The organism is Enterobacter sp. P82 (assembly GCF_037053385.1).
In the GTDB taxonomy this organism is placed as follows: domain Bacteria; phylum Pseudomonadota; class Gammaproteobacteria; order Enterobacterales; family Enterobacteriaceae; genus Enterobacter.
Genome location: NZ_JBALHX010000003.1, coordinates 303,841 through 328,239, shown reverse-complemented (window position 1 = coordinate 328,239; position 24,399 = coordinate 303,841). Strand labels below are relative to the sequence as shown.

Genomic DNA, 24,399 nt, shown 5'->3' with positions numbered 1-24,399 from the left:
GGTAACTGCGCTTATGAAAACCATGAAAATCGCCGTCAGCCGCGAGCTGCTCTCTTCTGTGTCTACGCACCGTGAAAAGGTGACGCTGGACAATACTGATTTCACCGATGTGGCGGCAGTCGTTGTTTCGACGGCTGACAGTCGCAGCGGTATTCTTGCGTTGTTGAAACGTACGGGCTTTCAGTTACCGGTGTTCATTTTCTCGCAAGAGCCAATGGAAGTGCTGGATGGTGCTGCCGCGGTAATCTCGGGAAAAGCTCAGGAGTTTCTGGAACTGGAGACCGCTGCCAGCCGTTACGAAGAGAACCTGCTGCCACCCTTTTTCGACACCCTGAGCCAGTATGTGGAGATGGGCAACAGCACCTTTGCCTGCCCGGGACACCAGCACGGTGCATTTTTCAAAAAACACCCCGCAGGACGACAGTTCTATGATTTTTTTGGTGAGAACGTGTTCCGTGCCGATATGTGCAATGCTGATGTGAAACTGGGCGATCTTTTGATCCACGAAGGGTCCGCTAAGCACGCGCAAAAGTTCGCGGCAAAAGTGTTCAACGCGGATAAAACCTACTTTGTGCTAAACGGTACGTCGGCGGCCAACAAGGTCGTGACCAACGCGCTGTTGACCCGCGGCGACCTGGTGCTTTTTGATCGCAACAACCATAAATCTAACCACCACGGGGCGCTGATCCAGGCGGGGGCCACGCCGGTTTATCTGGAGGCTGCACGTAACCCGTTTGGTTTTATTGGCGGGATTGACGACCACTGCTTTAATGACGCTTATTTGCGGGACTTGATCCGCGAGGCGGCTCCGGAGAAAGCCGACGAGGCGCGTCCGTTCCGCCTGGCGATCATTCAGCTTGGCACCTACGATGGGACGATCTACAACGCCCGCCAGGTGATCGACAAGATCGGTCATCTGTGTGACTACATCCTTTTTGACTCAGCCTGGGTGGGCTACGAGCAATTTATTCCGATGATGGCGGAAACATCCCCGCTGTTACTGGAGCTGAACGAGAACGATCCGGGTATTTTCGTGACCCAGTCGGTGCATAAACAGCAAGCCGGGTTCTCGCAAACCTCTCAGATCCATAAAAAGGATAACCATATTCGCGGTCAGGCACGTTTCTGTCCGCACAAGCGGCTGAACAATGCGTTTATGCTGCATGCCTCCACCAGTCCATTTTATCCGCTGTTCGCAGCGCTGGATGTGAATGCCAAGATCCACGAAGGGGAAAGCGGACGCAGGCTGTGGGCCGAGTGTGTTGAACTGGGTATTGAAGCGCGCAAGGCAATCATTGCCAACTGCCATATGATCAAACCGTTTATACCGCCGGTGGTGGCGGGTCGGCCGTGGCAGGATCATCCCACACACGCCATTGCCAGCGAACGCCGCTTCTTCAGCTTTGAGCCGGGCGCCAAATGGCACGGGTTTGAGGGGTATGCCAGCGAGCAGTATTTTGTCGACCCTTGCAAGTTGCTGCTGACCACGCCGGGAATTGATGCAGAAACGGGGGAGTACACCGGGTTTGGTATTCCGGCGACCATTCTGGCGCATTACTTGCGGGAAAACGGCATCGTGCCGGAGAAATGCGATCTCAACTCGATCCTGTTCCTGCTGACGCCTGCAGAAAGCAGCGAGAAGCTGGCGCAGCTGGTCGCGATGCTGGGGCAGTTTGAACAGCATATTGAGGACGATACGCCGCTGGCGGACGTACTGCCGACTATCTATCAGAAATACCCGGTGCGCTATCGAGATTATACGCTCCGACAGCTGTGTCAGGAGATGCACGATCTCTACGTCAGCTTCGACGTGAAGGATTTGCAGAAGGCGATGTTCCGCAAGGAGAGCCTGCCGGAGGTGGTAATGAATCCGCAGGATGCCAACCAGGCGTATATTCGCGGTAACGTAGAGCTGGTGCGCATACGAGATGCGGAAGGACGCATTGCTGCCGAGGGGGCGCTGCCATACCCGCCAGGCGTACTGTGCGTGGTGCCGGGTGAAATCTGGGGCGGGGCGGTACAGCGTTACTTCCTGGCGCTGGAGGAGGGCATTAACCTGCTACCGGGCTTCTCGCCGGAACTTCAGGGTGTGTACAGCGAGAAGGATGCCGACGGGATCAAGCGGTTGTATGGGTATGTGTTGAGATAGTGCGGGCTGTTGCCCTAACCCTCTCCCACCGGGCAGAGGGATCCCCACAAAATAATGCCTGCACGGACGACCCCCTCTCCCGTTGGGAGAGGGCGGGGTGAGGGGGAACATACGGCAGCGGAGGTTATTCCGTTCACTTTATGTACTTTGCTACTCTGTAAGGACATCACCTGTGAACGTGCCATGGCGGCTCAATCGCCGCCGCCCTGGCGACCCGGGCTCCCGGCGGTAAATCGCCGCTTCGCGGTACCTTCGGCTTATTCCTTCAGGCTATCGGGTCGGGCATGAGCCTGCATCCCTGCAGGCCACGCCCTCTCGGCGCATCCCTGCGCCTCGCCCCGGCCTTACGGAAACGCCTCAGCGATTTACAGCCGGACCAGGACATCGCTGTAAGCCATTAATTTTCCTGAAGCAATATTCTTCGCTTTTGGTTAAAAAATTACTGGGGATCCCTCAGCCCACCGGGAGAGGGAACATTTAATCAAACCGCACTACGCCTGTACATCCTCCTCGGATGCCCAATCTTGCCGTACAGCATCTCCACCGTCAGAAACCCCGCTTCCACACAGTGCTCCAGATAGCGCCGGGTAGTAGTTTTACTTAACCCGGTTTCCTGTACCACCTCATCGACTGAAAAACAGTGTGTGGCCTGCTCGTTAAACAGCGCCTGCACCCGCGCCAGCGTATTTTCCTCAATGCCTTTGCTGCCGTTGTCCTGGCGGTAGTTTTTCGCCTGTAACTGATACAGCGAATCCACGTTTTGCTGGTCGACAATCTTCCAGACGCGCTGCTGTTCGGCAAACTGCACGAACCGCTCCAGCGACTGGCTGAGCCGCTTCCAGGAGACGGGTTTGAGGATGTAGTCGAACGCGCCGTTGCGAATCGCCTGGCTGCAGGTGTCCATATCGCTGGCGGCAGTAATAAAAATCACCGAGCAGTTGGCGCGGGCCAGCATGGGGTTATTGATAAGCGAGATACCTTTGCCGTCCGGCAGATAGTTATCCAGCAGCATCAGCTGCGGCTGTTTGCTTTCAAGCTCTGCCTGGGCCGCAGCCAGCGACGAGGCAATGCCCACCAGCCTCAGACGCGGGTGTTTGCCTATCAGCTCCGCGTGCAGTTGCGCCAGTTCGTTCTCGTCTTCAACAATCAGTACGTCGATAAGTTCATGTTGCATAGTCGGTGTCTTCCTGTTGCCGGGCGGTTCCCGTGGCCGGGATAAACAAGGAGAAAATGGCGCCGCTAGGAGTATTATCGGCAACTTCTATTGCGCCCCCAGCCTGAGCGACATAGCTTTCGATCAGATACAGGCCAATCCCATGATCGCCGCGTGTTTTGGTGGTGATACCGCGTTCAAATATCCTGTCACGGATCTCCGGTTTAATGCCAACGCCCTGGTCGGCCACTTCTATAATCAGTTCCTGTTCGCTGAGTTTTATCAGCACTTCCACCGGTGCATGGGGCTGCGGTGAACGTTGTGTCGCTTCAATGGCGTTATCCAGCAGGTTCCCAATAATTGAAATCAGCTCTTGCTCCCCAAGGGGCAGGAACGGTCTGTCCAGTCGACAGGCCGGGTCGAAACTCAGTTCGACCCCTTTCTCCCGCGCGCGGGCGGCTTTCCCCAGCAGCAGACCGCACAGAGTAGGAGAGCTGAAGCGAGAGGAGATAAAGTCCAGCAACTCCTGGGCGTGTTCAGACTGCGCCTGAATGTAGCCAATCGCCTCTTCATAGCGCCCCATATGCAGCAGGCCGGACAAGGTCGTCATCCGGTTTAACTGCTCATGGCGCATGATACGCAGGTTATCGACATAACGCTTAACCTGGCTGAGTTGAGCGCTAAGCGAGTCTATTTCATTGCGATCGCGGAAGGTGATCACCCAACCCTGCAACTCGCTCTCCAGCATGATGTGTACCCGGCTGGCAATCACCGTGAGATCGTTAAAACGGCAAATCTCATCGTGAGTATCTTTCGCCAGCATCGTCTGCGTGTCGAAGAACGGGACCGGATCGATCACCTGGCTAATCAACTGCCCGCGCAGTTCGCGTGCTGGCTGGCTCAGACCCAGTAGTTTGCGCGCTGCCTGGTTAATCACTTCAATGCGCCGATGATCGTCAATGGCAATCACCCCTTCATAAATAGACTCCATCATCGCCTTTTGCTGGCGCACCAGCAGGCCGATCTCTCGCGGTTCGAGGGAGAAAATCTGCTTCTTAATGCTGCGGGTAAAGAACCAGGAGAAGATGAAGAGGGCTATCAGCAACAGCACGGCGGCAATCAGGATATTGACGACTTTACTGACGGTAACGGTCTCAAGGTAGCTGGTGAGATAGCCTACCGAAACAATGCCAACCACCTGCCCGGCATCGTTGAAAATGGGGGCTTTACTGCGTAACGAAATGCCCAACCCTCCTTTACGGATGGTGGTGGTACTTTTTCCCTGCAAAACGGCTTCGTTGTCTCCGCCAACCAGCGTTGTGCCAACTCTGTCAGCAAAAACGGAATGAAAAAGGTGTTGTCCCTTATTATCTCCAATCACAATAAAGCTGGCGTCACTGTGTGAAGCTATTTTCTGCATAAAGTCGTGAATGCTTTTGATATCTTTTTGTTCAACTTTATCACGTAATGTAGGAATAATCGCAATTTCTTCTGCCTGTATTTTGGCACGCGCACTCATTTCCTGATAAAGCTGTTTGCCGACGTCGACATAATAATATCCACCCAGTAACGCAAAAAGTACTGAGAAAAAAGCAACCAGCGAAATAAACAGCTTGATCTGGAAAGATACTTTCATAACTATCACGCGAGGTAGCAACAAAGAAAGCCAATATATCATCTTTTTTCGAGTGGATGACTGCTTTGCCGAAAACTTGTGATCCCTTGCACAGCGGGGGCTGTAAAAGATTTATCCTGAAGGCTTATGTGCTTCAGACCGAACAATTAAATGTTATTTGTTTGTTCAGTTAGGAAAAGAAACCATAAAAACCACGACAATAAATAAGGTGTTAATCACATTAAATAAAAGAAACCATTAAAACCATAGCTGCCATTAAAACTTCGCTTTTAATATGCCATTCCTCACATAAAGTAAGCCTTTGTGACTCTAAGCTGAACGCACAAAATAACCAAGGGGCTTATTATGAGCACAACTGACGATTCTTTCTCTGTTACCCACGACCCGATTGAAATTCAGCGACCTTCGCTCAAAGAGCGCTGGTGGCATATTATGGATACCTGGAAAATCGGGATTATTCCTCTGCCACTGTTCGTTCTGGCGGGCGCACTGATTGCGATTGATTGTCTGGGCGGGAAACTGCCGAGTGATATCGTGGTGATGGTGGCGACGCTGGCTTTCTTTGGCTTTGCCTGCGGTGAGTTTGGCAAACGCCTGCCGATTGTCGGCAAACTGGGCGCGGCGGCGATTTGCGCCACCTTTATCCCTTCCGCGCTGGTCTATTACGGCCTGCTGCCGGATGTGGTGGTCGAGTCCACGACCAAGTTCTACAAATCTACCAACATTCTCTATCTCTACATCTGCTGCATCATTGTCGGCAGCATCATGAGTATGAATCGCACGGTACTGATTCAGGGCTTCCTGCGCATCTTCTTCCCGATGCTGTGCGGCGAAATCGTCGGCATGCTGGTGGGGATGGGCGTCGGTCTGGCGCTGGGTCTTGAGCCATTCCAGATCTTCTTCTTTATCATTCTGCCGATTATGGCGGGCGGCGTTGGGGAAGGGGCGATCCCGCTCTCTATCGGTTATGCCACCCTGTTGCATATGGACCAGGGTGTGGCGCTCGGTCGAGTGTTGCCGATGGTGATGCTCGGTGGTCTGACGGCGATCATTATCTCCGGCTGCCTTAACCAACTGGGTAAACGCTACCCACACCTGACCGGTGAAGGACAACTGATGCCAAACCGCGCCAATGCGGATACCTCCGTCTCTCAACCTGCCTTCTCCGGTAAAGCGGATGTCACCACGATTGCTTCTGGCGCGCTGCTGGCGGTACTGCTCTACATGCTGGGGATGCTCGGTCACAAACTGATTGGTCTGCCTGCACCGGTTGGCATGCTGTTTATGGCGGTACTGGTGAAGCTGTGCAACGGTGCTTCTCCGCGTCTGCTGGAAGGTTCTCAGGTGGTCTACAAATTCTTCCAGACCTCAGTAACTTACCCGATTCTCTTCGCCGTTGGCGTGGCGATCACCCCGTGGCATGAGCTGGTGGCCGCGTTCACAGTGAGCAACCTGTTAGTCATCGTCAGCACGGTTTCTGCACTGGTGGCGACCGGTTTCTTCGTCGGCAAAAAGATTGGTATGCACCCGATTGATGTCGCCATCGTCTCCTGCTGCCAGAGTGGCCAGGGCGGTACCGGCGATGTGGCGATCCTGACCGCAGGCAACCGTATGAGCCTGATGCCATTCGCCCAGATTGCAACCCGTATCGGCGGCGCGATTAACGTCTCTATCTCACTGCTGATTCTGGGCAACTTCCTCGTTTAAGTTTTCAGGAAAGAACAATGAAACTCGCAAGCTTTTTATACCAGGGAAAACGCAGCTACGGCATCGTCCAGGCCGACGGCGTGATTGATTTAGGCCGCCGTCTCGGCGACCGCTACAGCGACCTTAAGGCGCTGCTGCAGGGCAACGGGCTGGCGCAGGCCACCCGTTATCTGAACGATGCCGTGGATGTACCTCTGAATGCAATAACCTTCTTACCGGTGATTGAGCAGCCAGAAAAAATCCTCTGCGTGGGCATGAACTACGCCGATAAGCGCAAGGAGTTTGACCAGCATAACCCGGCCCCGACGCTGTTTGTACGCTTCCCGGATTCCCAGACCGGCCACAACGAGCCGGTACTGAAACCGCGCCATTCCAGCGAATTTGACTATGAAGGCGAGCTGGCGGTGATCATCGGTAAAGGCGGGGAGAACATCAGCCGTGACGACGCGCTGCGCCACGTTGCAGGTTACAGCTGCTACATGGACGGTTCCGCCCGCGACTGGCAGCACACCTGGTTCACCGCCGGGAAAAACTGGCGTCAGACCGGCGCGTTTGGTCCGTGGATGGCAACTGCCGATGAAATTCCTGACCCGCATCAGTTGTCGATCCGCACCTGGCTGAATGGCCGTATGGTGCAGGAGGACAATACCAGCAGCATGATCCACAAGGTGGCGGAGCTGATCGAGTACATCAGCACCTTTACCCGCCTCAGCCCAGGCGACGTGATCATCACCGGTTCTCCTGGCGGGGTGGGTAAAAAGCGTAACCCGCCGCTGTTTATGAAAGAGGGCGATCGCATTGAGGTGGAGATCGAGCATATCGGTCATCTGAGCAATGTGATCATGGAAGCGCCAGCCACCGGGCTTGCGGTAGCACACTAAGTAAGGCGGCAGTATGCAATCGCAACCCATTGATTTTCGCCACACCCTCGTGGCGAAGCACCCGGAACGCTTAAGCCAGATCCGTTACCTGCTGGCAGACAGCGGCCTTGGCCTGGACAACGACATTGAGCTGTTTGTCGAAGCCTGGTCCGGCACGCAGTTGGTGGGTTGCGCCGGGCTCGCTGCCAACGTCATCAAGTGTGTGGCCGTAAACGAGCAGCTTCGTGGCGAGAACCTCAGCGCGCGTTTACTGGCTGAGGTGCAGAATGTGGCGCTGGAGCGCGGCCATTTTCACCTCTTCCTCTGCACCCGTCCGTGTAACCGGGAGCGCTTTGCCCGCAGCGGCTTCTGGCCGATTGCGCAGAGCGGCAACAACGCCGTACTGATGGAGAACACCCCGCAGGGGATTGAGCGCTACTGTCGTTCGCTGAGGCGTCAACGTCAGAACGGGGAGAAGATTGGCGCGATCGTAATGAACGCCAATCCGTTCACTCTCGGGCACCGCCATCTGGTGGAGCAGGCTGCAGCGCAGTGTGACGCCCTGCATTTGTTCGTGGTACGCGAAGACGCCTCGTTCTTCCCCTTCAGCGCACGCATCGAGATGGTGCGGGCGGGTGTCGCGCATCTGACGAATGTGTTAGTGCATGAAGGCTCGCAGTACATCATCTCCCGCGCCACATTTCCGGCCTATTTCCTGAAAGAAACCGGCAAAGTGCAGCAGGCGTGGAGTGAAATCGACGTGCTGATCTTCCGCGACTTCATCGCTCCGGCACTGGGCATCACCCATCGCTTTATCGGCTCGGAGCCGTTTTGCGATATCACCCGCCAGTACAACCAGACGCTGCACGACCTGCTGGCCACGCATATCGAGGTGGTGGAGATGCCGCGCATCAAGGCCACCGGTAACGCTATTTCGGCGTCAGAAGTACGCCGCTTACTCAAGACACAGCAGTTTTCCCGGATCCGGGACATTGTCCCGGACTCCACCTTCGCGCATCTCGAAACGCATTACCGTGCGAGTGCGGAAGTCGCTTAATTACCAGGAATTTATCATGAAAATTGTTAGGGAGGCGCTGGCCGGAACACAGGAGTCCAGCGACCTGATGGTGAAAATCGTCCCCGCTCACGGCGAGCTGGAGGTTGTCATCCACAGTGAAGTGATTAAGCAGTTTGGCGAGCAGATCCGCCAGGTGGTCAACGACACATTGCGCGCTATGAACGTGCACCAGGGATTAATCATTATTGAAGATAAAGGGGCGCTGGACTGTGTGATCCGTGCCCGCCTGCAGAGCGCACTCCTGCGTGCTGCGGATGAACAGGCTATCAACTGGGGGGCGCTGAAATGAGCAAACTCCGTCGCAGCATGCTGTTCCTGCCTGGTGCTAACGCCGCCATGCTCTCAACCGCGTTTATCTACCGTCCTGACTCCATCATGTTTGACCTTGAAGACGCCGTCGCTCTGCGCGAGAAAGACACCGCCCGCATGCTGGTGTTCCACGCGCTGCAGCACCCGATGTACCAGGATATCGAAACCGTGGTGCGCATTAACCCGCTGAGCACGCCGTTTGGCTTGCTGGATCTGGAAGCCGCCGTGCGGGCTGGCGTGGATGTGATCCGCCTGCCGAAAACCGATACCCCGGATGACATCTACGAACTGGAAGGCCACCTGGAACGCATTGAGCAAGAATGCGGGCGCGAGGTCGGTTCTACCCGTGTGATGGCGGCCATAGAGTCAGCCATTGGTGTGATTAACGCCGTGGCAATTGCCCGCAGCTCTCCGCGCTTGATCGGTATCGCGCTGGCCGCCTTTGACTACGTGATGGATATGCAGACCGAGCGCGGCGACGGCACCGAGCTGTTCTACGCCCGCTGCGCCGTGCTGCACGCCGCTCGTGCGGCAGGCATCGACGCCTTCGACGTGGTGTGGTCAGACGTTAACGACGAGGCCGGGTTCCTGCGCGAGGTCGATCTGATCCGCAAGATGGGCTTTAACGGCAAATCGCTGATCAACCCGCGCCAGATCGATCTCCTGCATAACGCCTATGCCCCGACGCAGGAAGAGGTGGATCACGCCAAAAGGGTGATTGAAGCGGCAGAAGAGGGTGAGCGTAACGGCCTGGGCGTGGTATCGCTCAACGGCAAAATGGTAGATGCACCGATTATTAACCACGCGCAGGTGGTGCTGGAGCGCGCGGCGGCCTCCGGCGTGCGTCGGTAAGGATGAGATAATGAATCAGACTGAACTTCTTCACGTGAATTTTCCCCATCTGCGGGACTTAAAGCCCTTTGATACCGCCCACAGTGCGACGCCGTGGCTGAACAATCCAGAAGAAAAACATACCCGTAAACTGTGTGCTTCCGTTGAAGAGGCCGTGTTACGTAGTGGCTTGCAGGACGGGATGACCATCTCCTTCCACCATGCGTTTCGCGAAGGCGACCGGGTGATTAACACCGTCGTGGCACTGTTGGCGAAGATGGGTTTCAAAAACCTGACCCTGGCCTCCAGCTCACTGATGACCTGCAACGATGCGTTGATTGAACATATTGAACGCGGCGTGATTACCCGGATTTACACCTCCGGGATGCGCGGCAGGCTGGCAGATGCCATCTCTCACGGTCTGATGGACGAGCCGGTGCAAATTCACTCCCACGGTGGGCGCGTGAAGCTGTTGCAGGACGGCGAACTGAACATCGACGTGGCGTTTCTTGGCGTGCCATGCAGCGATGAGTTCGGCAATGCCAACGGCACGCACGGCAAATCGAGCTGCGGCTCGCTGGGCTACGCCATGGTGGACGCGCACTTTGCCAGCAAGGTAGTACTGCTGACCGAAGAGCTGGTACCGTTCCCCAATATGCCCGCCAGTCTGGTGCAGGACCAGGTGGACTACATTGTGCAGGTCGAGAGCGTGGGCGATCCGGCGAAAATTAGCGTCGGCGCGGCGCGCGTCACCAGCAATCCGCGTGAGCTGATGATTGCCCGTTATGCGGCAGATGTGATTGAGCACTCCGGCTACTTCAAACCAGGCTTCTCGATGCAGACCGGCTCCGGCGCGGCGGCCACCGCCTGTACGCGCTTTATGGAAGAGAAGATGGAGCGCAGCGGCGTGAAGGCACGTTTTGCGCTCGGCGGCATCACCGGCAGCCTGGTGGATCTGCACGAAAAAGGGCTGATTGAAAAGCTGCTGGATACCCAGTGCTTTGACGGCCAGGCAGCAGCATCGCTGGCGCGCAACCCGAACCACGTGGAGATCTCCACCAACGTTTACGCCAACCCGGGCAGTAAAGCGGCAAGCTGCGACCAGCTCGATGTGGTGATCCTCAGTGCGCTGGAGATCGACGTTGATTTCAACGTCAACGTCATCACCGGTTCCGACGGCGTGATGCGTGGCGCGTCCGGCGGTCACTGCGACGTGGCCGCCGCAGCGAACCTGACCATTGTGGTTGCGCCATTACTGCGCAGCCGCATTCCGACGGTGGTGAAGCGGGTTACCACGCGCCTCACGCCGGGCGAAAGCATCGACGTGCTGGTCACCGATCACGGCATTGCGGTCAACCCGGCGCGCCCGGAAATCCGCGAGCGGCTGCTGGAAGCCGGGCTGAAGGTTGTGGATATCAACGCGCTATACGAACGGGCGATTTCCCTGACGGGCGTGCCCAAACCGATTGAATTTACCGACAAGATCGTCGGGGTGATCCGCTACCGTGATGGCAGCGTGATCGACACCGTTCGACAGGTGAAGGAGTAAATATGACTTTAGCGACACCCGTGCGGGCGGGTGTCAGCCTGGATGAACTGCTGGCGGCGAAAGAGTGCCGCGCAGCACGTCAGGCTGACTGGCTTACGCACTATCAACAACCGGTGATTTCCCTCACGCTGGTTACGCCAGGAGAAATCAAAGACAGCCTGCGCTATCGCAACACCATGGGCGTGGCATTACAGATGTGCGATCAACTGCTGTGGGAAAACCGCTGGCAGGTGCTCGACCGCCAGGTGCTGTGGTTGCCAACCGGGCCCGAAGCGCTTTGGTGTGTGTCGCATCCGGCGGCTGAAATCAAAGCGCACTGTGCGGATCTGGAGCAGACACATCCGCTCGGCAGGCTGTGGGATCTGGACGTGATCTGCCCTCAGCACGGCCATGTCGGGCGCCAGTCGCTGGGGACCAATCTCAGACGCTGTCTGATTTGCGATGAACCGGCCCACGCCTGTTCCCGTTCGCGTAACCATCCCGTTGAACAGGTGGTTTCCCGCGTGGAGAAGATGATCGATGACTGGTTTGCTCGCGACTAAACCGCGCCAGGCTGACGTACCTGCGCTTGCCGAAGCGGCGTTGTGGCAGGAACTGGAACTGACACCCAAACCGGGGCTGGTGGACAAACTCAATAACGGTTCTCATCGCGATATGGACCACGCGCTGTTTGTCCGCAGTATTGCGGCGATTACGCCGTGGTTTTCGCGCTTTGCTGAACTCGGTAACGCGCATGCAGACAGGCCCGCAGATGAACAGTTACGGATTATTCGCCCGATGGGAATGGCCTGCGAGCAGGCGATGTACGCCGCGACGAACGGGGTGAACACGCACAAAGGCGGAATTTTTGCCCTGGGTTTACTGTGCTATGCCGCCGGACGTGTGAAAAATGTCTCCCCAGAAAGCCTCTGCTGTGAGGTAAGTAACATCTGTAGTGGGATGGTGTCGCGGGAGCTGGTCGCCCGCAGCGGACAGGCGACGGCGGGAGAGCGACAGTATCAGCAGTACGGTTTAACCGGCGCGCGCGGTGAGGCAGAAAGCGGCTTTGCTACGGCGCGTAAAGCGCTGGCGCAATGGAACGGACATTCACTTCACGGCCTGCTGTTACGCCTGATGGCAGTCAATCAGGACAGCAATCTGGTGTCACGCGGCGGCATTGAGGGGCTGCGCTATGTACAGGGATATGCGCGCGAATTACTGGCTAACGGCTGGGATCGCGAGGCGTTGCTTAGAATGGATAAGGCATTGATTGAACGCAATCTGAGTCCGGGTGGTAGCGCGGATTTGCTGTCGGTGGGGTGGGTGCTCTCTGCAATAAAATAGCCGGGTGGCGGCTTCGCCTTACCCGGCCTACGGTCTGGTTTTGTAGGCCCGGTAAGCGCAGCGCCACCGGGCACAACAATCAATGCGCGATAGGCTGCGCGCCGTGTGCTTCGCGGACGTGCTTGTACTTGAACAGCGCGATGAACGCAAAGAACAGCACCAGCGAATATGCTGCGAAGATGAGCCACACTGGCTGCCAGTTGGTGATGCCGTTAGTGGTATACATCTCAACCACTTTACCGCTCACCACACCACCCAGAATACAGCCGAAGCCGTTGGTCATCATCAGGAACATACCCTGCGCACTGGCGCGGATTTCAGGCTTCACTTCTTTTTCCACAAACACCGAACCGGAGATGTTGAAGAAGTCGAAGGCACAGCCGTAAACAATCATCGACAGAACCAGCAGCACGGTGCCGAACGGGCTTGGGTCGCCGTAGGCGAACAGACCGAAACGCAACATCCACGCGGCGATACTGATAAGCATCACGTTCTTGATGCCGTAGCGGCTCAGGAAGAACGGGATGGTCAGGATGAACAGCGTCTCAGAGATCTGAGAGATGGACATCATCACTGACGCATGTTCAACGATAAAGCTGCCAGAGAACAGCGGGTTGTTATCGAAGCTGTGCAGGAAGGTGTTGCCAAACATGTTGGTGATCTGCAGCTCAGCGCCCAGCAGCATGGAGAAGATAAAGAAGATCGCCATGCGTTTGTTTTTGAACAGCGCGAAGGCGTCCAGGCCGAGCATGGTGCTCCAGCTCTGGTTTTTCTGCTGGTTTGAGACTGGAATATGCGGCAGCGTCAGGGTGAAGATCGCCAGCAGCACGGAGAGCGCAGCACCGATATAGAGCTGCATATGGCTCAGTTCGAAACCTGCAAAGCTCACGCCCCACATCGCCATGATAAAGCCGATGGTGCCCCAGATACGGATTGGCGGGAAATCGGTCACGATATCCATATCATTGGATTTCAGGCGGTAGTAGGAGATGGTGTTGATCAGCCCAAGTGTTGGCATGTAGGCCAGCGAGTTAAGCAGGATCACCATGAACATCGCCCCCGGCGTGGTTACCTGGGCTGCCATAAACAGCGTTCCCGCGCCTACCAGATGGCAAAGCATGTACAGCCATTTCGCACTTAACCACTTATCCGCCACGATACCCAGCAGCGTTGGCATGAAAACAGCCGCAATACCGAGCGAGCTGTATACGGCACCGATTGACGCACCATCGAACTTGAGCGTCACAAACATATAGGAGCCGAGCGTAGTCAGCCAGCTACCCCACAGGCAGAACTGCAGAAACGACAATATTTTAAGCTGCAGCTTAAGGTTCATGTTACTTTCCTCACAAGTGAGCGGGAGATATGTTGTTTTGGGAACATTCAGGGTTGTTATTTGATGCAATTCTATCAGTTGGCAACGATATGTTTTGTTACCTCCCGCAAAAAAATGCAATCCACATTAATTTGCAGTTTGGATTGTGATGCAAATAACATTTTCGTATGGATGGGGGAAACAGAACACCTTCTCCGTTTAGGAGAAGGTGTGTAGATCAACGGCGGCGGTAGTTTTTCTGCGCCGTATTCACCTTATACAGATAACGGCGGGATTCCGCGGACGGGTGGCGGGTGGTCAGGGTTGAATAAACATCTCCTGGCGCCATGCTGTTGATGATGTTCGCGGCCTGCACTTTGTCATTCGAGAACACGCGCAACACGCTGCCCGCACCGCCGTTATACGCAGTAATTACCGCATAACGACGTGACGTCGGGTTATCAATTCCGCCCAGGTACACATTGTTGAGCATGGCCAGGTAAGCTGTGCCGGTATCAATATTGCTCTGTGGGTCGAACAGATAGCCGCGGCTTGGTGTGCCGGATTTCCCCTGAGCACGGAAGACATCTTTACCGGCGCTGTGTTGCACAACCTGCATCAGCCCCAGAGCATCGGAACGACTTACCGCGTATGGGTTAAACGAAGATTCCGTTTGCATGATCGCCAGGATCAGCGACTCATCCACACCATATTTACGTGAGGCCTGACGCACCATTCCCAGGTACTTATGCGCACGCTTGTCGAGGTGGTTTGGGACGAGGTTGATGGTGACGCTGTAGATAATCTTCAGGCCGTTTGAGCGGCTTTTCAGACGGGTCTGCAGCAGATAGTCAGCAAATTTTGTGGCGCGACCTTCCCAGCGGATAGGTTGTCCGGTCTGATCGACGACCTGTCCGTACAGGAACGGTTCCTTCGAGATAGTAATATCGTCGGCATCGGAGTAGAGATCGATAGAGCCTGGATCGTCACCCATCAGCAGAGTTTTGATTATTGCCTGCCGTAACCGTGCCGCCGGATCCGTGCCTGCGATGGTCTCTATCGTGATCGTACCGTCATCGAAGTTGATGTGGCTACGGGTCAGATAAGCGTCGGTGTACTTAACGTAGTCCTTAGGTCCGGCAATAAGAACTTCGTTAAATCCCCATATGTTCTCGATGTTGTGGGCAAACTGCCCCATCAAAATGTCAAAACCGTTGGTGTCCTTGATCCAGGCTTCGTTGTAATCATCGCCTTTTTTTGACGAACACGAGACAAGCAACGGCGCAACAAGTGCTAGCGCTAAAAGTTTTTTCATCATTCCGGGAGTGCGTGTTGTGTTTGCTTTAACGGCGGGGGTATCCCCGCGCGCTGTTATTTTTCCGGCGGCGTATAGCCTTCGATGTGTACGTCTTTGCCTTCAAACAGGAAGCTCACCATCTCCTGTTCCAGCAGCTTGCGGTGTTCCGGGTTCATCATGCTGAGCTTTTTCTCGTTGATCAGCATGGTCTGTTTTTTCTGCCACTGTCCCCAGGCTTCTTTGGAGATTTCGTTATAAATGCGCTTACCCAGATCGCCCGGATAAAGCTGGAAGTCCTGGCCTTCAGCGTCACGCTGCAGGAAAGTACAAAAAATCGTTCTGGCCATACTCATTCCTCTTTTTTAGCCGATGCTAAACCATTGCACCGGCACGTAATTGCTGTAACAGGCGCTCCACGGGAGCCGCCAGCCCGACTGATGGCGGTTGCGCTAAGTTATACCAGAGAGCAGTGCCTTCATCCATGCATGAGGTGAATGAGGACACGGGAAGCCACATCGGAACAATATCCAGATGGAAATGGCTAAAGGTGTGACGAAACGCGGTCAGTTGCATCATTTTATCGGCCGCAATCCCGCGCTTTTTAAGCCATTCCCGAAGCAAACCTTCATCTTCAAACTGTGGGAAGCAGTACAGACCGCCCCACAGACCGCTCGGTGGACGCTGGGCGAGGAAAACGTCGTCCCCGTGTTGCATCAACAACATATAGCCTGTGCGCTCCGGTAGAGTCTGTTTAGGTTTCTTGCCCGGATACTGTGCCCATGAATGGTTTGCATATGCCACACAGAGATTATTGACCGGGCAGAGTTCGCATTTCGGTTTTGAGCGCGTGCAGACCATTGCGCCCAGATCCATCATCGCCTGGTTAAAACGCTCTACACCTTTGGCTGGGGTCACGTCTTCACTGATCTCCCAGAGACGTTTTTCAACGTCCTTCTTCCCTGGCCAGCCATCGACGGCATAGCAGCGTGCCAGTACGCGTTTTACGTTGCCGTCGAGGATCGGGAAATGTTTGCCGAGTGACAACGAGAGAATGGCGCCCGCGGTTGAACGCCCGACGCCAGGCAAGTCCGCCACCTCGTCGAAAGTTTCCGGAAATTGTCCGTTGTGGCGCGTCGCGACCTGCTGTGCGGCCTTGTGAAGGTTACGTGCGCGGGCGTAATAGCCAAGCCCCGTCCACAGGTGTAGCACTTCGTCCAGCGGCGCATTGGCCAGATCGGTCACTGTCGGGAAGCGCGCCATAAAACGCTCAAAATAAGGAATTACCGTGGCGACCTGCGTTTGTTGCAACATCACCTCGGAGAGCCATACTTTGTAAGGCGTTTTTTCAATTTGCCAGGGCAGGGTTTTACGCCCGTATTTGTCGTACCAGTCCAGCACCTGGGCTGAAAATTGAGAGGCTTGCATGGTCATCGATTCGCATAATCAGGGACGCAGATTGCAGCACAGCGTCAATCTGCTGTAAACCGGATCTTTCCCATGCTTGCATAGACGCCTTAACTTTGGATAATGCCCGTTTCCCGAACATTCTCACAAGCAGACAACTCTTTTATGAAAAACGACGTCATTTCACCGGAATTTGATGAAAACGGTCGCCCGCTGCGCCGTATTCGCAGCTTTGTCCGCCGTCAGGGCCGCCTGACAAAAGGGCAGCAACACGCGCTGGACAACTACTGGCCGGTGATGGGCGTTGAGTTCAGCGAGCAGCCTCTGGATTTTGCCGAGCTGTTTGGCCGCGATGCGCCGATCACGCTGGAAATTGGCTTCGGTATGGGCGCCTCGCTGGTGACCATGGCGAAAGCACGCCCGGAGCAGAACTTCCTCGGTATCGAAGTCCACTCCCCGGGCGTCGGTGCTTGTCTGGCAACGGCCCACGAAGAGGGCGTAGAGAACCTGCGCGTGATGTGTCACGACGCGGTGGAAGTGCTGCATAAAATGATTCCTGACAATTCTTTAACCATGGTTCAGCTCTTTTTCCCTGACCCATGGCACAAAGCACGTCATAATAAACGCCGTATCGTTCAGGCTCCGTTTGCGGAGCTGCTGAAAAGTAAGTTAAAACTGGGCGGTGTCTTCCACATGGCGACCGACTGGGAACCTTATGCGGAACATATGCTGGAAGTGATGTCGTCGCTGGACGGGTATAAAAACCAGTCTGAAAGCAATGACTATGTACCGCGTCCGGATTCGCGTCCGGTAACGAAATTTGAACAGCGTGGCCATCGTCTTGGCCACGGTGTATGGGACTTAATGTTCGAGAGGGTGAAATAATGGCAAAGAATCGTAGCCGTCGTCTGCGTAAAAAAATGCACATCGAAGAATTCCAGGAAGTGGGTTTCTCCGTTGCGTGGCGTTTCCCGGAAGGCACCAGTGTAGAACAGATTGATCAGGACGTAGATGCGTTCATCAATGACGTGATCGAACCTAACAAGCTGGCCTTCGACGGTAGCGGCTATCTGGCATGGGAAGGTCTGATCTGCACCCAGGAAGTGGGTAAATGCACCGAAGAACATCAGGCTCTGGTACGTAAATGGCTTGAAGACCACAAACTGGAAGATGTCCGCGTCAGCGAACTTTTCGACGTTTGGTGGGACTAATAAAGAAGTCAAGGGCCAGCATTAGCTGGCCCATTTTGTCTGAGGGAGTGTTTAAGATGCGCAAAACGTTGCTGGCTGTGGCTTTGATGGCAACCGGATTCACCGCCCATGCGGATTACAAATGTAGCGTCACCCCACGTGATGACGTGGTGTTAAGCCCGCAAACCGTGCAGGTCAAAGGCGAAAATGGCGATCTGGTGATTACGCCGGATGGTAACGTGACGTTTAATGGCAAGGTGTACAACCTGACTGCCGCGCAGCGTGAGCAGGCGAAAGACTACCAGTCCGATTTGCGTACCGCGCTACCGTGGATTGACCAGGGCGCTCTGACGCGTGTTGAGAAAAGCCGCGTTGCGCTGGACAAGATCATTACCAAAGAAGTGGGTGAGAGCAGTAATATGCGCTCCCGCCTGACAAAGCTCGATAAACAGCTGAAAGAGCAGATGAACCGTATTATTGAGCATCGCACCGATGGCCTGACGTTCCACTACAAAGCGATTGATCAGGTCCGTGCTGACGGGCAGCAACTGGTGAACCAGGCGATGGGCGGCATTCTGCAGGACAGTATCAACGAGATGGGTGCTAAAGCGGTGCTGAAGGGCGGCGGTAACCCGCTTCAGGGTGTGCTGGGTAGTCTGGGTGGCCTGCAGACCTCAATTCAGAACGAGTGGAAGAACCAGGAAGATGATTTCCAGCAGTTCGGCAAAGACGTGTGTAAGCGCGTGGTGTCGCTGGAAGATAGTCGAAAGGCGCTGGTGGGGACGCTGAAGTAATTAATTTCACCCCTCACCCTAACCCTCTCCCCAAAGGGGCGAGGGGATGGTTTGCTCCCTCTCCCTTTCAGGGAGAGGGCCGGGGTGAGGGTTGTAGCATTTGCAGTGTCTCAAGGATCTTTTCTAATACCGCCTCTTCGTTATCCCAGAGTTCGTTGTTCCAGAAACGAATGACATGCCAATCTTTCTCATTAAGCCAGCACGTTCTTTGACGATCGTATTCCTGCTTTTCATCATGTTGCCCGCCATCCAGCTCAACGGCCAGACGAGCCGCGCAGCAGGCGAAATCCAGAATGTAGTGACCTACAGGATGCTGTCGACGAAATTTATAATTTCCGAAACGGCGACTGCGCAGTAAATACCAAAGCCGTCTTTCTTCTTTTGTCAGCTCGCGTCTGAGCTGTTTTGCATAAGAACGAATTTTTTCCATCCCCACACTCTGCCAGCCTTTCCCTCCGCTGGCAGAACGGGATGCAAAATCCTGAATCAGCCTTCAGGGATCTTCAGCGAGGAACAGCTCAAGAAGAGAGTTTAAGAACAGTTTGCCGTGCTCGGTGATTTGCCAGTATTCATCACACTCGGTCAGATACCCCTGCGCCAGCGCTTCGTCAATCTGCGGACGAATCACCGCTTCCGGCAGGCCGGTGTAGAGTTCGAACTCTTTACGCGGCGCGGCTTCCAGCAGACGGAAGCGGTTCATAAAGAACTCAAACGGCTTATCCGCCGCCTCGACGTCGTGCTGACGCTCCAGGTAGCGGCCTTCCATATACCCGCGCGGGTGGCGGGTTTTGGCGGTGCGCAGAATGCGTCCGTCCGGGAAAGTCACCTTGCCGTGCGCGCCGCAGCCAATCCCCAGATAGTCGCCAAAGCGCCAGTAGTTCAGATTGTGCTGACACTGGTAGCCCGGCTTCGCGTACGCGGACGTTTCATACTGCTGGTAACCCGCAGCGGTCAGAAGCTGATGGCCCTGCTCGAAGATATCCCACAGCGCGTCGTCATCCGGCAGTACCGGAGGGCGGGAACCAAACAGAGTGTTCGGCTCAATGGTGAGCTGGTACCACGAAAGATGCGGTGGGTTCAGCTCAATCGCCTGGCGCAAATCGTCCAGTGCCTCGTCCAGCGACTGGTCCGGCAGGCCGTGCATCAGATCGAGGTTAAAGCTGCGCAGGCCCAGCCCTGTCGCCAGCTTTGCCGCACGCTTCGCCTCTTCCGGGCCGTGAATACGCCCCAGGCGTTTTAACTTCGGTTCGCTAAAGCTCTGCACGCCGATGGAGATACGGTTAACGCCCGCACGTTGATAATCGACAAAACGGTCAGCCTCAACAGTGCCGGGGTTGGCTTCCATCGTGATTTCAGCATCAGCTGCCAGGTTCAGGCGAGCACGCACGCCGTCCAGCAGCGTTTGCATCGCCGGACCTGACAGCAGGCTCGGTGTACCGCCACCAATAAAAATGGTCTTAACTTCACGTCCCTGTGCGTAAGGTACATCGATATCCAGGTCGGCCAGCAGGTGTGCAACGTAGTCATCGTGTGGCACTTCACCTTTCAGCGCGTGCGAATTGAAATCGCAGTATGGGCATTTCTGCACGCACCACGGGATGTGAATATAAAGACTCAGAGGTGGCAAATTAGCCATTACGTAACGCTTCCAGTAACAATTTCAGTGCGCGTCCACGGTGGGATATCGCGCTTTTCTCTTCACGGGTCAGTTCCGCCGCGGTTTTACCCTCAGACGGAACAAAGAAAATCGGGTCATAACCAAAGCCGCCGTTGCCTGCTGCTTCACGGGTAATCACACCCGGCCAGCTGCCGTGGCAGACGATGGGGGTTGGGTCTTCCGCATGACGCATATACACCAGCACACAGTGGAACTGCGCGGTACGCTGTTCGGCCGGCACATCTTTCAGTGCAACAAGCAGCTTTTCCAGATTCTGCTGGTCGGTTGCATCTACGCCAGAATAGCGCGCGGAGTAGATCCCCGGTGCGCCACCGAGAAAATCCACGGCAAGACCGGAATCATCGGCAATTGCGGGCAGGCCCGTTATCTGCGAGGCATGGCGCGCTTTCAGGATCGCGTTTTCGATAAACGTCAGGCCTGTCTCTTCGGCGGAATCGACACCGAGTTCGGTCTGGGCAACCACATCCAGCCCAAAATCATTTAATAGCGAGGCCAGCTCGCGTACTTTACCGGCATTACCGGTCGCGAGAACAACTTTCTGCATGGTTTAGTCCTGTTCTGTCAGAGCCGCGACTTCCGTCGGGATAGATTGCGGGTTGAGGATTTTTACCTGTTTATGCCGCCCAAGTTCGCCTTTTTCGATGATGACCTGGCTTTTAGCCACGCGAAACTGTTTTGCCAGATATTTGGTCAAATGCGCGTTCGCCTGGCCGTCAACGGGTGGGGCAGTGATGGCGACTTTTAACTCGTCGCCATGCAGTCCAACAATACTGTCGCGGCTGGCTTTCGGCTGAATATACAACCGCAAAACCAGCCCGTCAGCGCAGGTGCTTACTGCGCTCATAGCGCCATCCACAGCCCCGGCAGCAGCATATCGCCCGTGGACTGTAACAGCTCTGCGATGCCCATGTTGATCACGTAGAGCAGCAGAACCAGGATCATTGGGGAAAAATCGATGCCGCCCATAGACGGAAGCAGGTTACGGATCGGGCGCAGCAAAGGTTCGGCCAGTTGCATCAGCGCGTACTCCACCGGGCTACGACCCTGGCTCACCCAGCTCATGATTGCCATGACCAGCAGCACCCAGAAGATCAGCAGACCGACGGTTTTAATCAGAATCAATACCGCCGCAATCCAGATAATCGGCTGGAAGGTGATGACCATAAACAGCACAATCGCTTTGATAATGCTCAGAATAAACGCCACCAGCACAGAAGCGCTGTCGATGGGACCCATTGCCGGGATAATACGACGCAGCGGTCCGACAACAGGCTGCGTGATTTTCACGACAAACTGCGAGAATGGGTTGTAAAAATCAACACGGGCCCACTGCATCCAGACGCGCAGCAAAAGCGCCATCGTATACAGCTCAATGACCGTTGAGAGCAGGAAAGTCAACGTCTTCATGGCGTTCCTCAGGTTTCCTTATTATTTTGAGTAGTCGCGCGCACCGAAAATTGCCGTACCGATGCGCACCATAGTGCTGCCTGCCGCGATGGCGGCTTCCATATCATCCGACATGCCCAGAGAAAGCGTGTCTACCGTTTGATAGCGCGATTTAAGCGCCTCAAATGCTACAGCCATTTGCTGTGCCACGGCAAACTGCCTTTCATAACTTGACTCAGGCGCCGGTATTGCCATCAGCCCACGCAGGGTTAAACGCGGCAATGCGGCGACTTCAGCCGCCAGCGCATCCAGTTCGTCCAGAGTAATGCCGGACTTGCTGTTTTCGTCACTGATGTTGACCTGAATCAGCACATTAAGAGCGGGCATTTCAGCCGGACGCTGCTCGTTCAGACGGGTAGCGATGCGCAGACGGTCAATGGTATGACACCAGTCGAAGTGTTCCGCGACCAGTCGGCTTTTGTTCGACTGCAGTGGCCCAATAAAGTGCCATTGCAGATCCGTAACCCCCTGTTCCTGGAAGTAGCGAATTTTATCCACGCCTTCCTGCACATAGTTTTCGCCAAACGCCCGCTGGCCAGCATCAATTGCTTCTGCGATGGCGCTCGCAGGCTTAGTTTTGCTGACTGCAAGTAACGTAATTTCTTCTGAAGCACGGCCGCAACGTGTTGCTGCAGCTGAGATTTTGTCCCGGACCTGTGCCAGGTTATGCGCAATGTCGTTCATTTTCCGAGGAGTAGTCTATGGATGTGGAAGAAATTGTGGCCCTTAGTGTAAAGCATAACGTCTCCGATCTACACCTGTGCAGTGATTCGCCACCTCGCTGGCGTAGATTAGGCCATCTTGAACCGGCACCGTTTCCGCCTCCTGATGTCAAGGCATTATTAAAAGGGTGGCTGAATGATGAGCAGCAGGGAGCATGGTGGGCAAACGGGCAGGTGGATTTTGCCGTAACCATTGCAGGAGGCCAGCGTTTGCGCGGTAGTGCCTTTAAACAGATGAAAGGGGTCTCTGTGACGCTACGGCTGTTGCCGCGAAGCTGTCCGCAACTCTCTTCGCTGGGGGTACCACGGGCTGTGCCGGAACTGCTAACGAACGACAACGGATTGATTCTGGTCACGGGGGCGACCGGCAGCGGCAAATCCACCACGCTGGCGGCGATGGTCGATTTTCTCAACCGTAATACTGACGGCCATATCCTGACGCTCGAAGATCCGGTGGAGTTTATGTACCAGAGTGAACGCTGCCTGATACAGCAGCGAGAAATTGGCCAGCACAGTCCGTCATTCGCCGAGGCGCTACGCAGCGCGTTACGCGAGGATCCTGACATTATTCTGCTGGGGGAACTGCGCGACAGCGAAACGATCCGTCTGGCGCTGACGGCGGCGGAAACCGGGCATTTAGTGCTGGCAACGTTGCATACGCGCGGTGCATCCCAGGCGATTGAACGGCTGGTCGATACGTTCCCGGCTCAGGAGAAAGATCCGGTGCGTAATCAACTGGCCGGCAGCCTGCGGGCGGTACTGGCGCAAAAGCTACTCCCCGATCTACAGGGCGGTCGCGTGGCGCTGTATGAACTGCTGGTGAACACAGCGGCCGCAGCGAATCTCATTCGTGAAGGAAAAACGTGGCAACTGCCCGGCATCATTCAAACCGGTCAACAGGTGGGGATGCAGAACTTTGACCAGAGCCTGGCAGAAAGGCGGGCACAGGGGCGACTTCAGGCTCCCTGTGCTCAGTAGCCCTGTTCGAAATAGCTTTCGAGAATGATGACGGCAGAAGCAGAATCTACGCTGCCTTTGTTGAGCGCCCGGAAGCCCCCATGCTCAAACAGGCCTGCACGCGCTTCGACAGTGCTAAGACGCTCGTCGTGAAGCTTTACAGAAACACCGAAGCGGCCATGGATTTTATTGGCAAACTTCCGCGCCCGGGCGGTCAGTGGCTGCTCTGTACCATCCATATTCAGCGGCAGTCCAACGATAACATCATCCGGCTGCCACTCTTTGAGCAGACGCTCAATCAGATTCCAGTCAGGCGTGCCGTCGTTGGCCTTCAGAGCCGTTAGCGGACGGGCAGTACCCGTGATGCGCTGACCCACGGCGACACCGATGCTTTTCGTACCAAAATCGAAGGCCAGAAGTGTTCCACTCATCAGGCATGCCCCGCTACGCCAGGCATGGTCAGAATATCAATGCCAATCAGTTTCGCCGCCTCACGCCAGCGATCGGCGATAGGGGTTTTAAACAGGATATTCATATCCGCAGGTGCCGTAAGCCAGGCGTTATCGAGTAGCTCTTGCTCAAGCTGGCCTTTTTCCCATGACGAGTAGCCCAGCGCCACCAGTACTTCAGAAGGCTGCTCTGCAGTCCCCAGCGTTTCGAGCACGTCGCGTGAGGTTGTGATGACGGTATTATCAGAGATTCGAATACTGGAAGAGAACTCAGGCGGCGTGTGCAGGATAAAACCACGATCTTCTGCAAGCGGTCCGCCCAGCATCACCGGTTTATCAAGCCGGATTTCCGGCAGGCGCGCTTCAGCCGAAATTTTCAGCTTTTCCAGAATCCCCTCAACCTGGAGGTTTTCCAGCGGTTTGTTGATGATGATACCCATCGCACCGTCTTCGTTGTATTCGCAAATATAAACCACGGCGCGGCGAAAAATCGGATCCTGGAGAGCAGGCATGGCAATAAGAAAGTGATGCTGTAAATTCATTGTCAGAGGT

27 protein-coding genes are annotated in these 24,399 nt (G+C 55.3%); 13 read left to right on the top strand and 14 right to left on the bottom strand.

Translation table 11 applies throughout. The annotated features are described in order from the left end of the window. Nucleotides 1-13 precede the first annotated feature (13 nt). Nucleotides 14-2,149, top strand: a complete 2,136-nt coding sequence (locus WB237_RS17065; protein WP_336214769.1) for an ornithine decarboxylase — start codon at nt 14-16, stop codon at nt 2,147-2,149. Nucleotides 2,150-2,630: 481 nt separating this feature from the next. Here WB237_RS17065 and WB237_RS17060 read toward each other — a convergent pair whose 3' ends face one another. Both WB237_RS17060 and WB237_RS17055 read right to left on the bottom strand, forming a co-directional pair. Beyond that, nucleotides 2,631-3,323, bottom strand: a complete 693-nt coding sequence (locus WB237_RS17060) for a response regulator (protein WP_028018401.1) — start codon at nt 3,321-3,323, stop codon at nt 2,631-2,633. After that, nucleotides 3,313-4,938 (bottom strand): sensor histidine kinase, encoded by a 1,626-nt coding sequence (locus WB237_RS17055; RefSeq protein WP_336214767.1) that lies wholly within the window; start codon nt 4,936-4,938, stop codon nt 3,313-3,315. The genes WB237_RS17060 and WB237_RS17055 overlap by 11 nt, the downstream gene beginning before the upstream one ends. Nucleotides 4,939-5,283: 345 nt before the next feature. Here WB237_RS17055 and WB237_RS17050 point away from each other — a divergent pair, with 345 nt between their 5' ends. The 8 genes from WB237_RS17050 to citG are packed head-to-tail and all read left to right on the top strand — an operon-like array spanning nt 5,284 to nt 12,595. Next, nucleotides 5,284-6,645, top strand: coding sequence for a 2-hydroxycarboxylate transporter family protein (locus WB237_RS17050; RefSeq protein ID WP_049004963.1), 1,362 nt, complete (start codon nt 5,284-5,286; stop codon nt 6,643-6,645). A 17-nt stretch (nt 6,646-6,662) separates the two neighbouring features. Next, nucleotides 6,663-7,526 (top strand): fumarylacetoacetate hydrolase family protein, encoded by an 864-nt coding sequence (locus WB237_RS17045; protein WP_336214764.1) that lies wholly within the window; start codon nt 6,663-6,665, stop codon nt 7,524-7,526. Nucleotides 7,527-7,539: 13 nt separating this feature from the next. Next, the gene (gene citC / locus WB237_RS17040) at nt 7,540-8,562 is read left to right on the top strand and encodes a [citrate (pro-3S)-lyase] ligase (RefSeq protein WP_336214762.1); all 1,023 of its coding nucleotides are present in this window, start codon (nt 7,540-7,542) and stop codon (nt 8,560-8,562) included. A 16-nt stretch (nt 8,563-8,578) separates the two neighbouring features. Next, nucleotides 8,579-8,872: a citrate lyase acyl carrier protein gene (citD, locus tag WB237_RS17035; protein ID WP_336214760.1), complete on the top strand. Its 294-nt coding sequence runs from the start codon at nt 8,579-8,581 to the stop codon at nt 8,870-8,872. Beyond that, complete coding sequence (gene citE, locus WB237_RS17030; RefSeq protein WP_023306921.1) at nt 8,869-9,744, top strand: citrate (pro-3S)-lyase subunit beta; 876 nt, start codon at nt 8,869-8,871, stop codon at nt 9,742-9,744. The genes citD and citE overlap by 4 nt, the downstream gene beginning before the upstream one ends. Before the next feature lie 10 nt (nt 9,745-9,754). Beyond that, on the top strand, nt 9,755-11,272 hold the full coding sequence (gene citF / locus WB237_RS17025; protein ID WP_336214758.1) for a citrate lyase subunit alpha: 1,518 nt from the start codon (nt 9,755-9,757) through the stop codon (nt 11,270-11,272). Nucleotides 11,273-11,274: 2 nt separating this feature from the next. Beyond that, nucleotides 11,275-11,814, top strand: a complete 540-nt coding sequence (citX, locus tag WB237_RS17020) for a citrate lyase holo-[acyl-carrier protein] synthase (RefSeq protein WP_114980006.1) — start codon at nt 11,275-11,277, stop codon at nt 11,812-11,814. Further along, complete coding sequence (gene citG, locus WB237_RS17015; protein ID WP_336214756.1) at nt 11,792-12,595, top strand: triphosphoribosyl-dephospho-CoA synthase CitG; 804 nt, start codon at nt 11,792-11,794, stop codon at nt 12,593-12,595. Before citX ends, citG begins: the two co-directional genes overlap by 23 nt. A gap of 79 nt (nt 12,596-12,674) precedes the next feature. On the opposite strand, the gene WB237_RS17010 is transcribed toward citG, so the two are convergent. The 4 genes from WB237_RS17010 to mutY all read right to left on the bottom strand — a co-directional run bounded on the left by WB237_RS17010 (nt 12,675) and on the right by mutY (nt 16,632). Continuing rightward, the gene (locus tag WB237_RS17010) at nt 12,675-13,931 is read right to left on the bottom strand and encodes a nucleoside permease (RefSeq protein WP_336214754.1); all 1,257 of its coding nucleotides are present in this window, start codon (nt 13,929-13,931) and stop codon (nt 12,675-12,677) included. Between the two features lie 217 nt (nt 13,932-14,148). After that, complete coding sequence (gene mltC / locus WB237_RS17005; protein WP_114980009.1) at nt 14,149-15,225, bottom strand: membrane-bound lytic murein transglycosylase MltC; 1,077 nt, start codon at nt 15,223-15,225, stop codon at nt 14,149-14,151. A 56-nt stretch (nt 15,226-15,281) separates the two neighbouring features. Then, nucleotides 15,282-15,554, bottom strand: a complete 273-nt coding sequence (locus tag WB237_RS17000; RefSeq protein ID WP_023309138.1) for an oxidative damage protection protein — start codon at nt 15,552-15,554, stop codon at nt 15,282-15,284. 25 nt (nt 15,555-15,579) lie between these two features. Then, entirely contained in the window at nt 15,580-16,632 is a 1,053-nt protein-coding gene (mutY, locus tag WB237_RS16995; protein ID WP_336214751.1) for an A/G-specific adenine glycosylase, read from the bottom strand. A gap of 144 nt (nt 16,633-16,776) precedes the next feature. Here mutY and trmB point away from each other — a divergent pair, with 144 nt between their 5' ends. The 3 genes from trmB to WB237_RS16980 are packed head-to-tail and all read left to right on the top strand — an operon-like array spanning nt 16,777 to nt 18,595. Continuing rightward, complete coding sequence (gene trmB / locus WB237_RS16990) at nt 16,777-17,496, top strand: tRNA (guanosine(46)-N7)-methyltransferase TrmB (protein WP_336214749.1); 720 nt, start codon at nt 16,777-16,779, stop codon at nt 17,494-17,496. Further along, nucleotides 17,496-17,822: a YggL family protein gene (locus WB237_RS16985; RefSeq protein ID WP_014885198.1), complete on the top strand. Its 327-nt coding sequence runs from the start codon at nt 17,496-17,498 to the stop codon at nt 17,820-17,822. The genes trmB and WB237_RS16985 overlap by 1 nt, the downstream gene beginning before the upstream one ends. Nucleotides 17,823-17,878: 56 nt before the next feature. After that, nucleotides 17,879-18,595, top strand: coding sequence for a DUF2884 domain-containing protein (locus WB237_RS16980; RefSeq protein WP_028018389.1), 717 nt, complete (start codon nt 17,879-17,881; stop codon nt 18,593-18,595). Nucleotides 18,596-18,662: 67 nt separating this feature from the next. On the opposite strand, the gene WB237_RS16975 is transcribed toward WB237_RS16980, so the two are convergent. The 6 genes from WB237_RS16975 to WB237_RS16950 form a co-directional block, all read right to left on the bottom strand. Further along, nucleotides 18,663-19,025, bottom strand: coding sequence for a DUF559 domain-containing protein (locus WB237_RS16975; RefSeq protein ID WP_100166387.1), 363 nt, complete (start codon nt 19,023-19,025; stop codon nt 18,663-18,665). 63 nt (nt 19,026-19,088) lie between these two features. After that, complete coding sequence (hemW, locus tag WB237_RS16970; RefSeq protein WP_336214744.1) at nt 19,089-20,231, bottom strand: radical SAM family heme chaperone HemW; 1,143 nt, start codon at nt 20,229-20,231, stop codon at nt 19,089-19,091. After that, nucleotides 20,224-20,817 carry an XTP/dITP diphosphatase gene (locus WB237_RS16965; protein WP_028018386.1) on the bottom strand — a complete coding sequence of 198 codons (594 nt, stop codon included), beginning with the start codon at nt 20,815-20,817 and terminating at the stop codon, nt 20,224-20,226. Before WB237_RS16965 ends, hemW begins: the two co-directional genes overlap by 8 nt. Nucleotides 20,818-20,820: 3 nt before the next feature. Continuing rightward, the gene (gene yggU, locus WB237_RS16960; protein ID WP_014885193.1) at nt 20,821-21,117 is read right to left on the bottom strand and encodes a DUF167 family protein YggU; all 297 of its coding nucleotides are present in this window, start codon (nt 21,115-21,117) and stop codon (nt 20,821-20,823) included. Next, a complete protein-coding gene (locus WB237_RS16955) occupies nt 21,114-21,680 on the bottom strand; it encodes a YggT family protein (protein ID WP_028018384.1) in 567 nt (188 codons plus the stop codon). Before WB237_RS16955 ends, yggU begins: the two co-directional genes overlap by 4 nt. A gap of 21 nt (nt 21,681-21,701) precedes the next feature. Beyond that, on the bottom strand, nt 21,702-22,403 hold the full coding sequence (locus WB237_RS16950; RefSeq protein ID WP_336214740.1) for a YggS family pyridoxal phosphate-dependent enzyme: 702 nt from the start codon (nt 22,401-22,403) through the stop codon (nt 21,702-21,704). A 17-nt stretch (nt 22,404-22,420) separates the two neighbouring features. Here WB237_RS16950 and WB237_RS16945 point away from each other — a divergent pair, with 17 nt between their 5' ends. Next, nucleotides 22,421-23,419, top strand: coding sequence for a type IV pilus twitching motility protein PilT (locus WB237_RS16945; RefSeq protein ID WP_336214738.1), 999 nt, complete (start codon nt 22,421-22,423; stop codon nt 23,417-23,419). Here WB237_RS16945 and ruvX read toward each other — a convergent pair. Together ruvX and WB237_RS16935 are read right to left on the bottom strand one after the other, a co-directional pair. Then, nucleotides 23,413-23,829: a Holliday junction resolvase RuvX gene (gene ruvX / locus WB237_RS16940; RefSeq protein ID WP_006811925.1), complete on the bottom strand. Its 417-nt coding sequence runs from the start codon at nt 23,827-23,829 to the stop codon at nt 23,413-23,415. The two genes, WB237_RS16945 and ruvX, sit on opposite strands and share 7 nt — an antisense overlap. Continuing rightward, complete coding sequence (locus WB237_RS16935; RefSeq protein WP_028018381.1) at nt 23,829-24,389, bottom strand: YqgE/AlgH family protein; 561 nt, start codon at nt 24,387-24,389, stop codon at nt 23,829-23,831. Before WB237_RS16935 ends, ruvX begins: the two co-directional genes overlap by 1 nt. Nucleotides 24,390-24,399 lie beyond the last annotated feature (10 nt).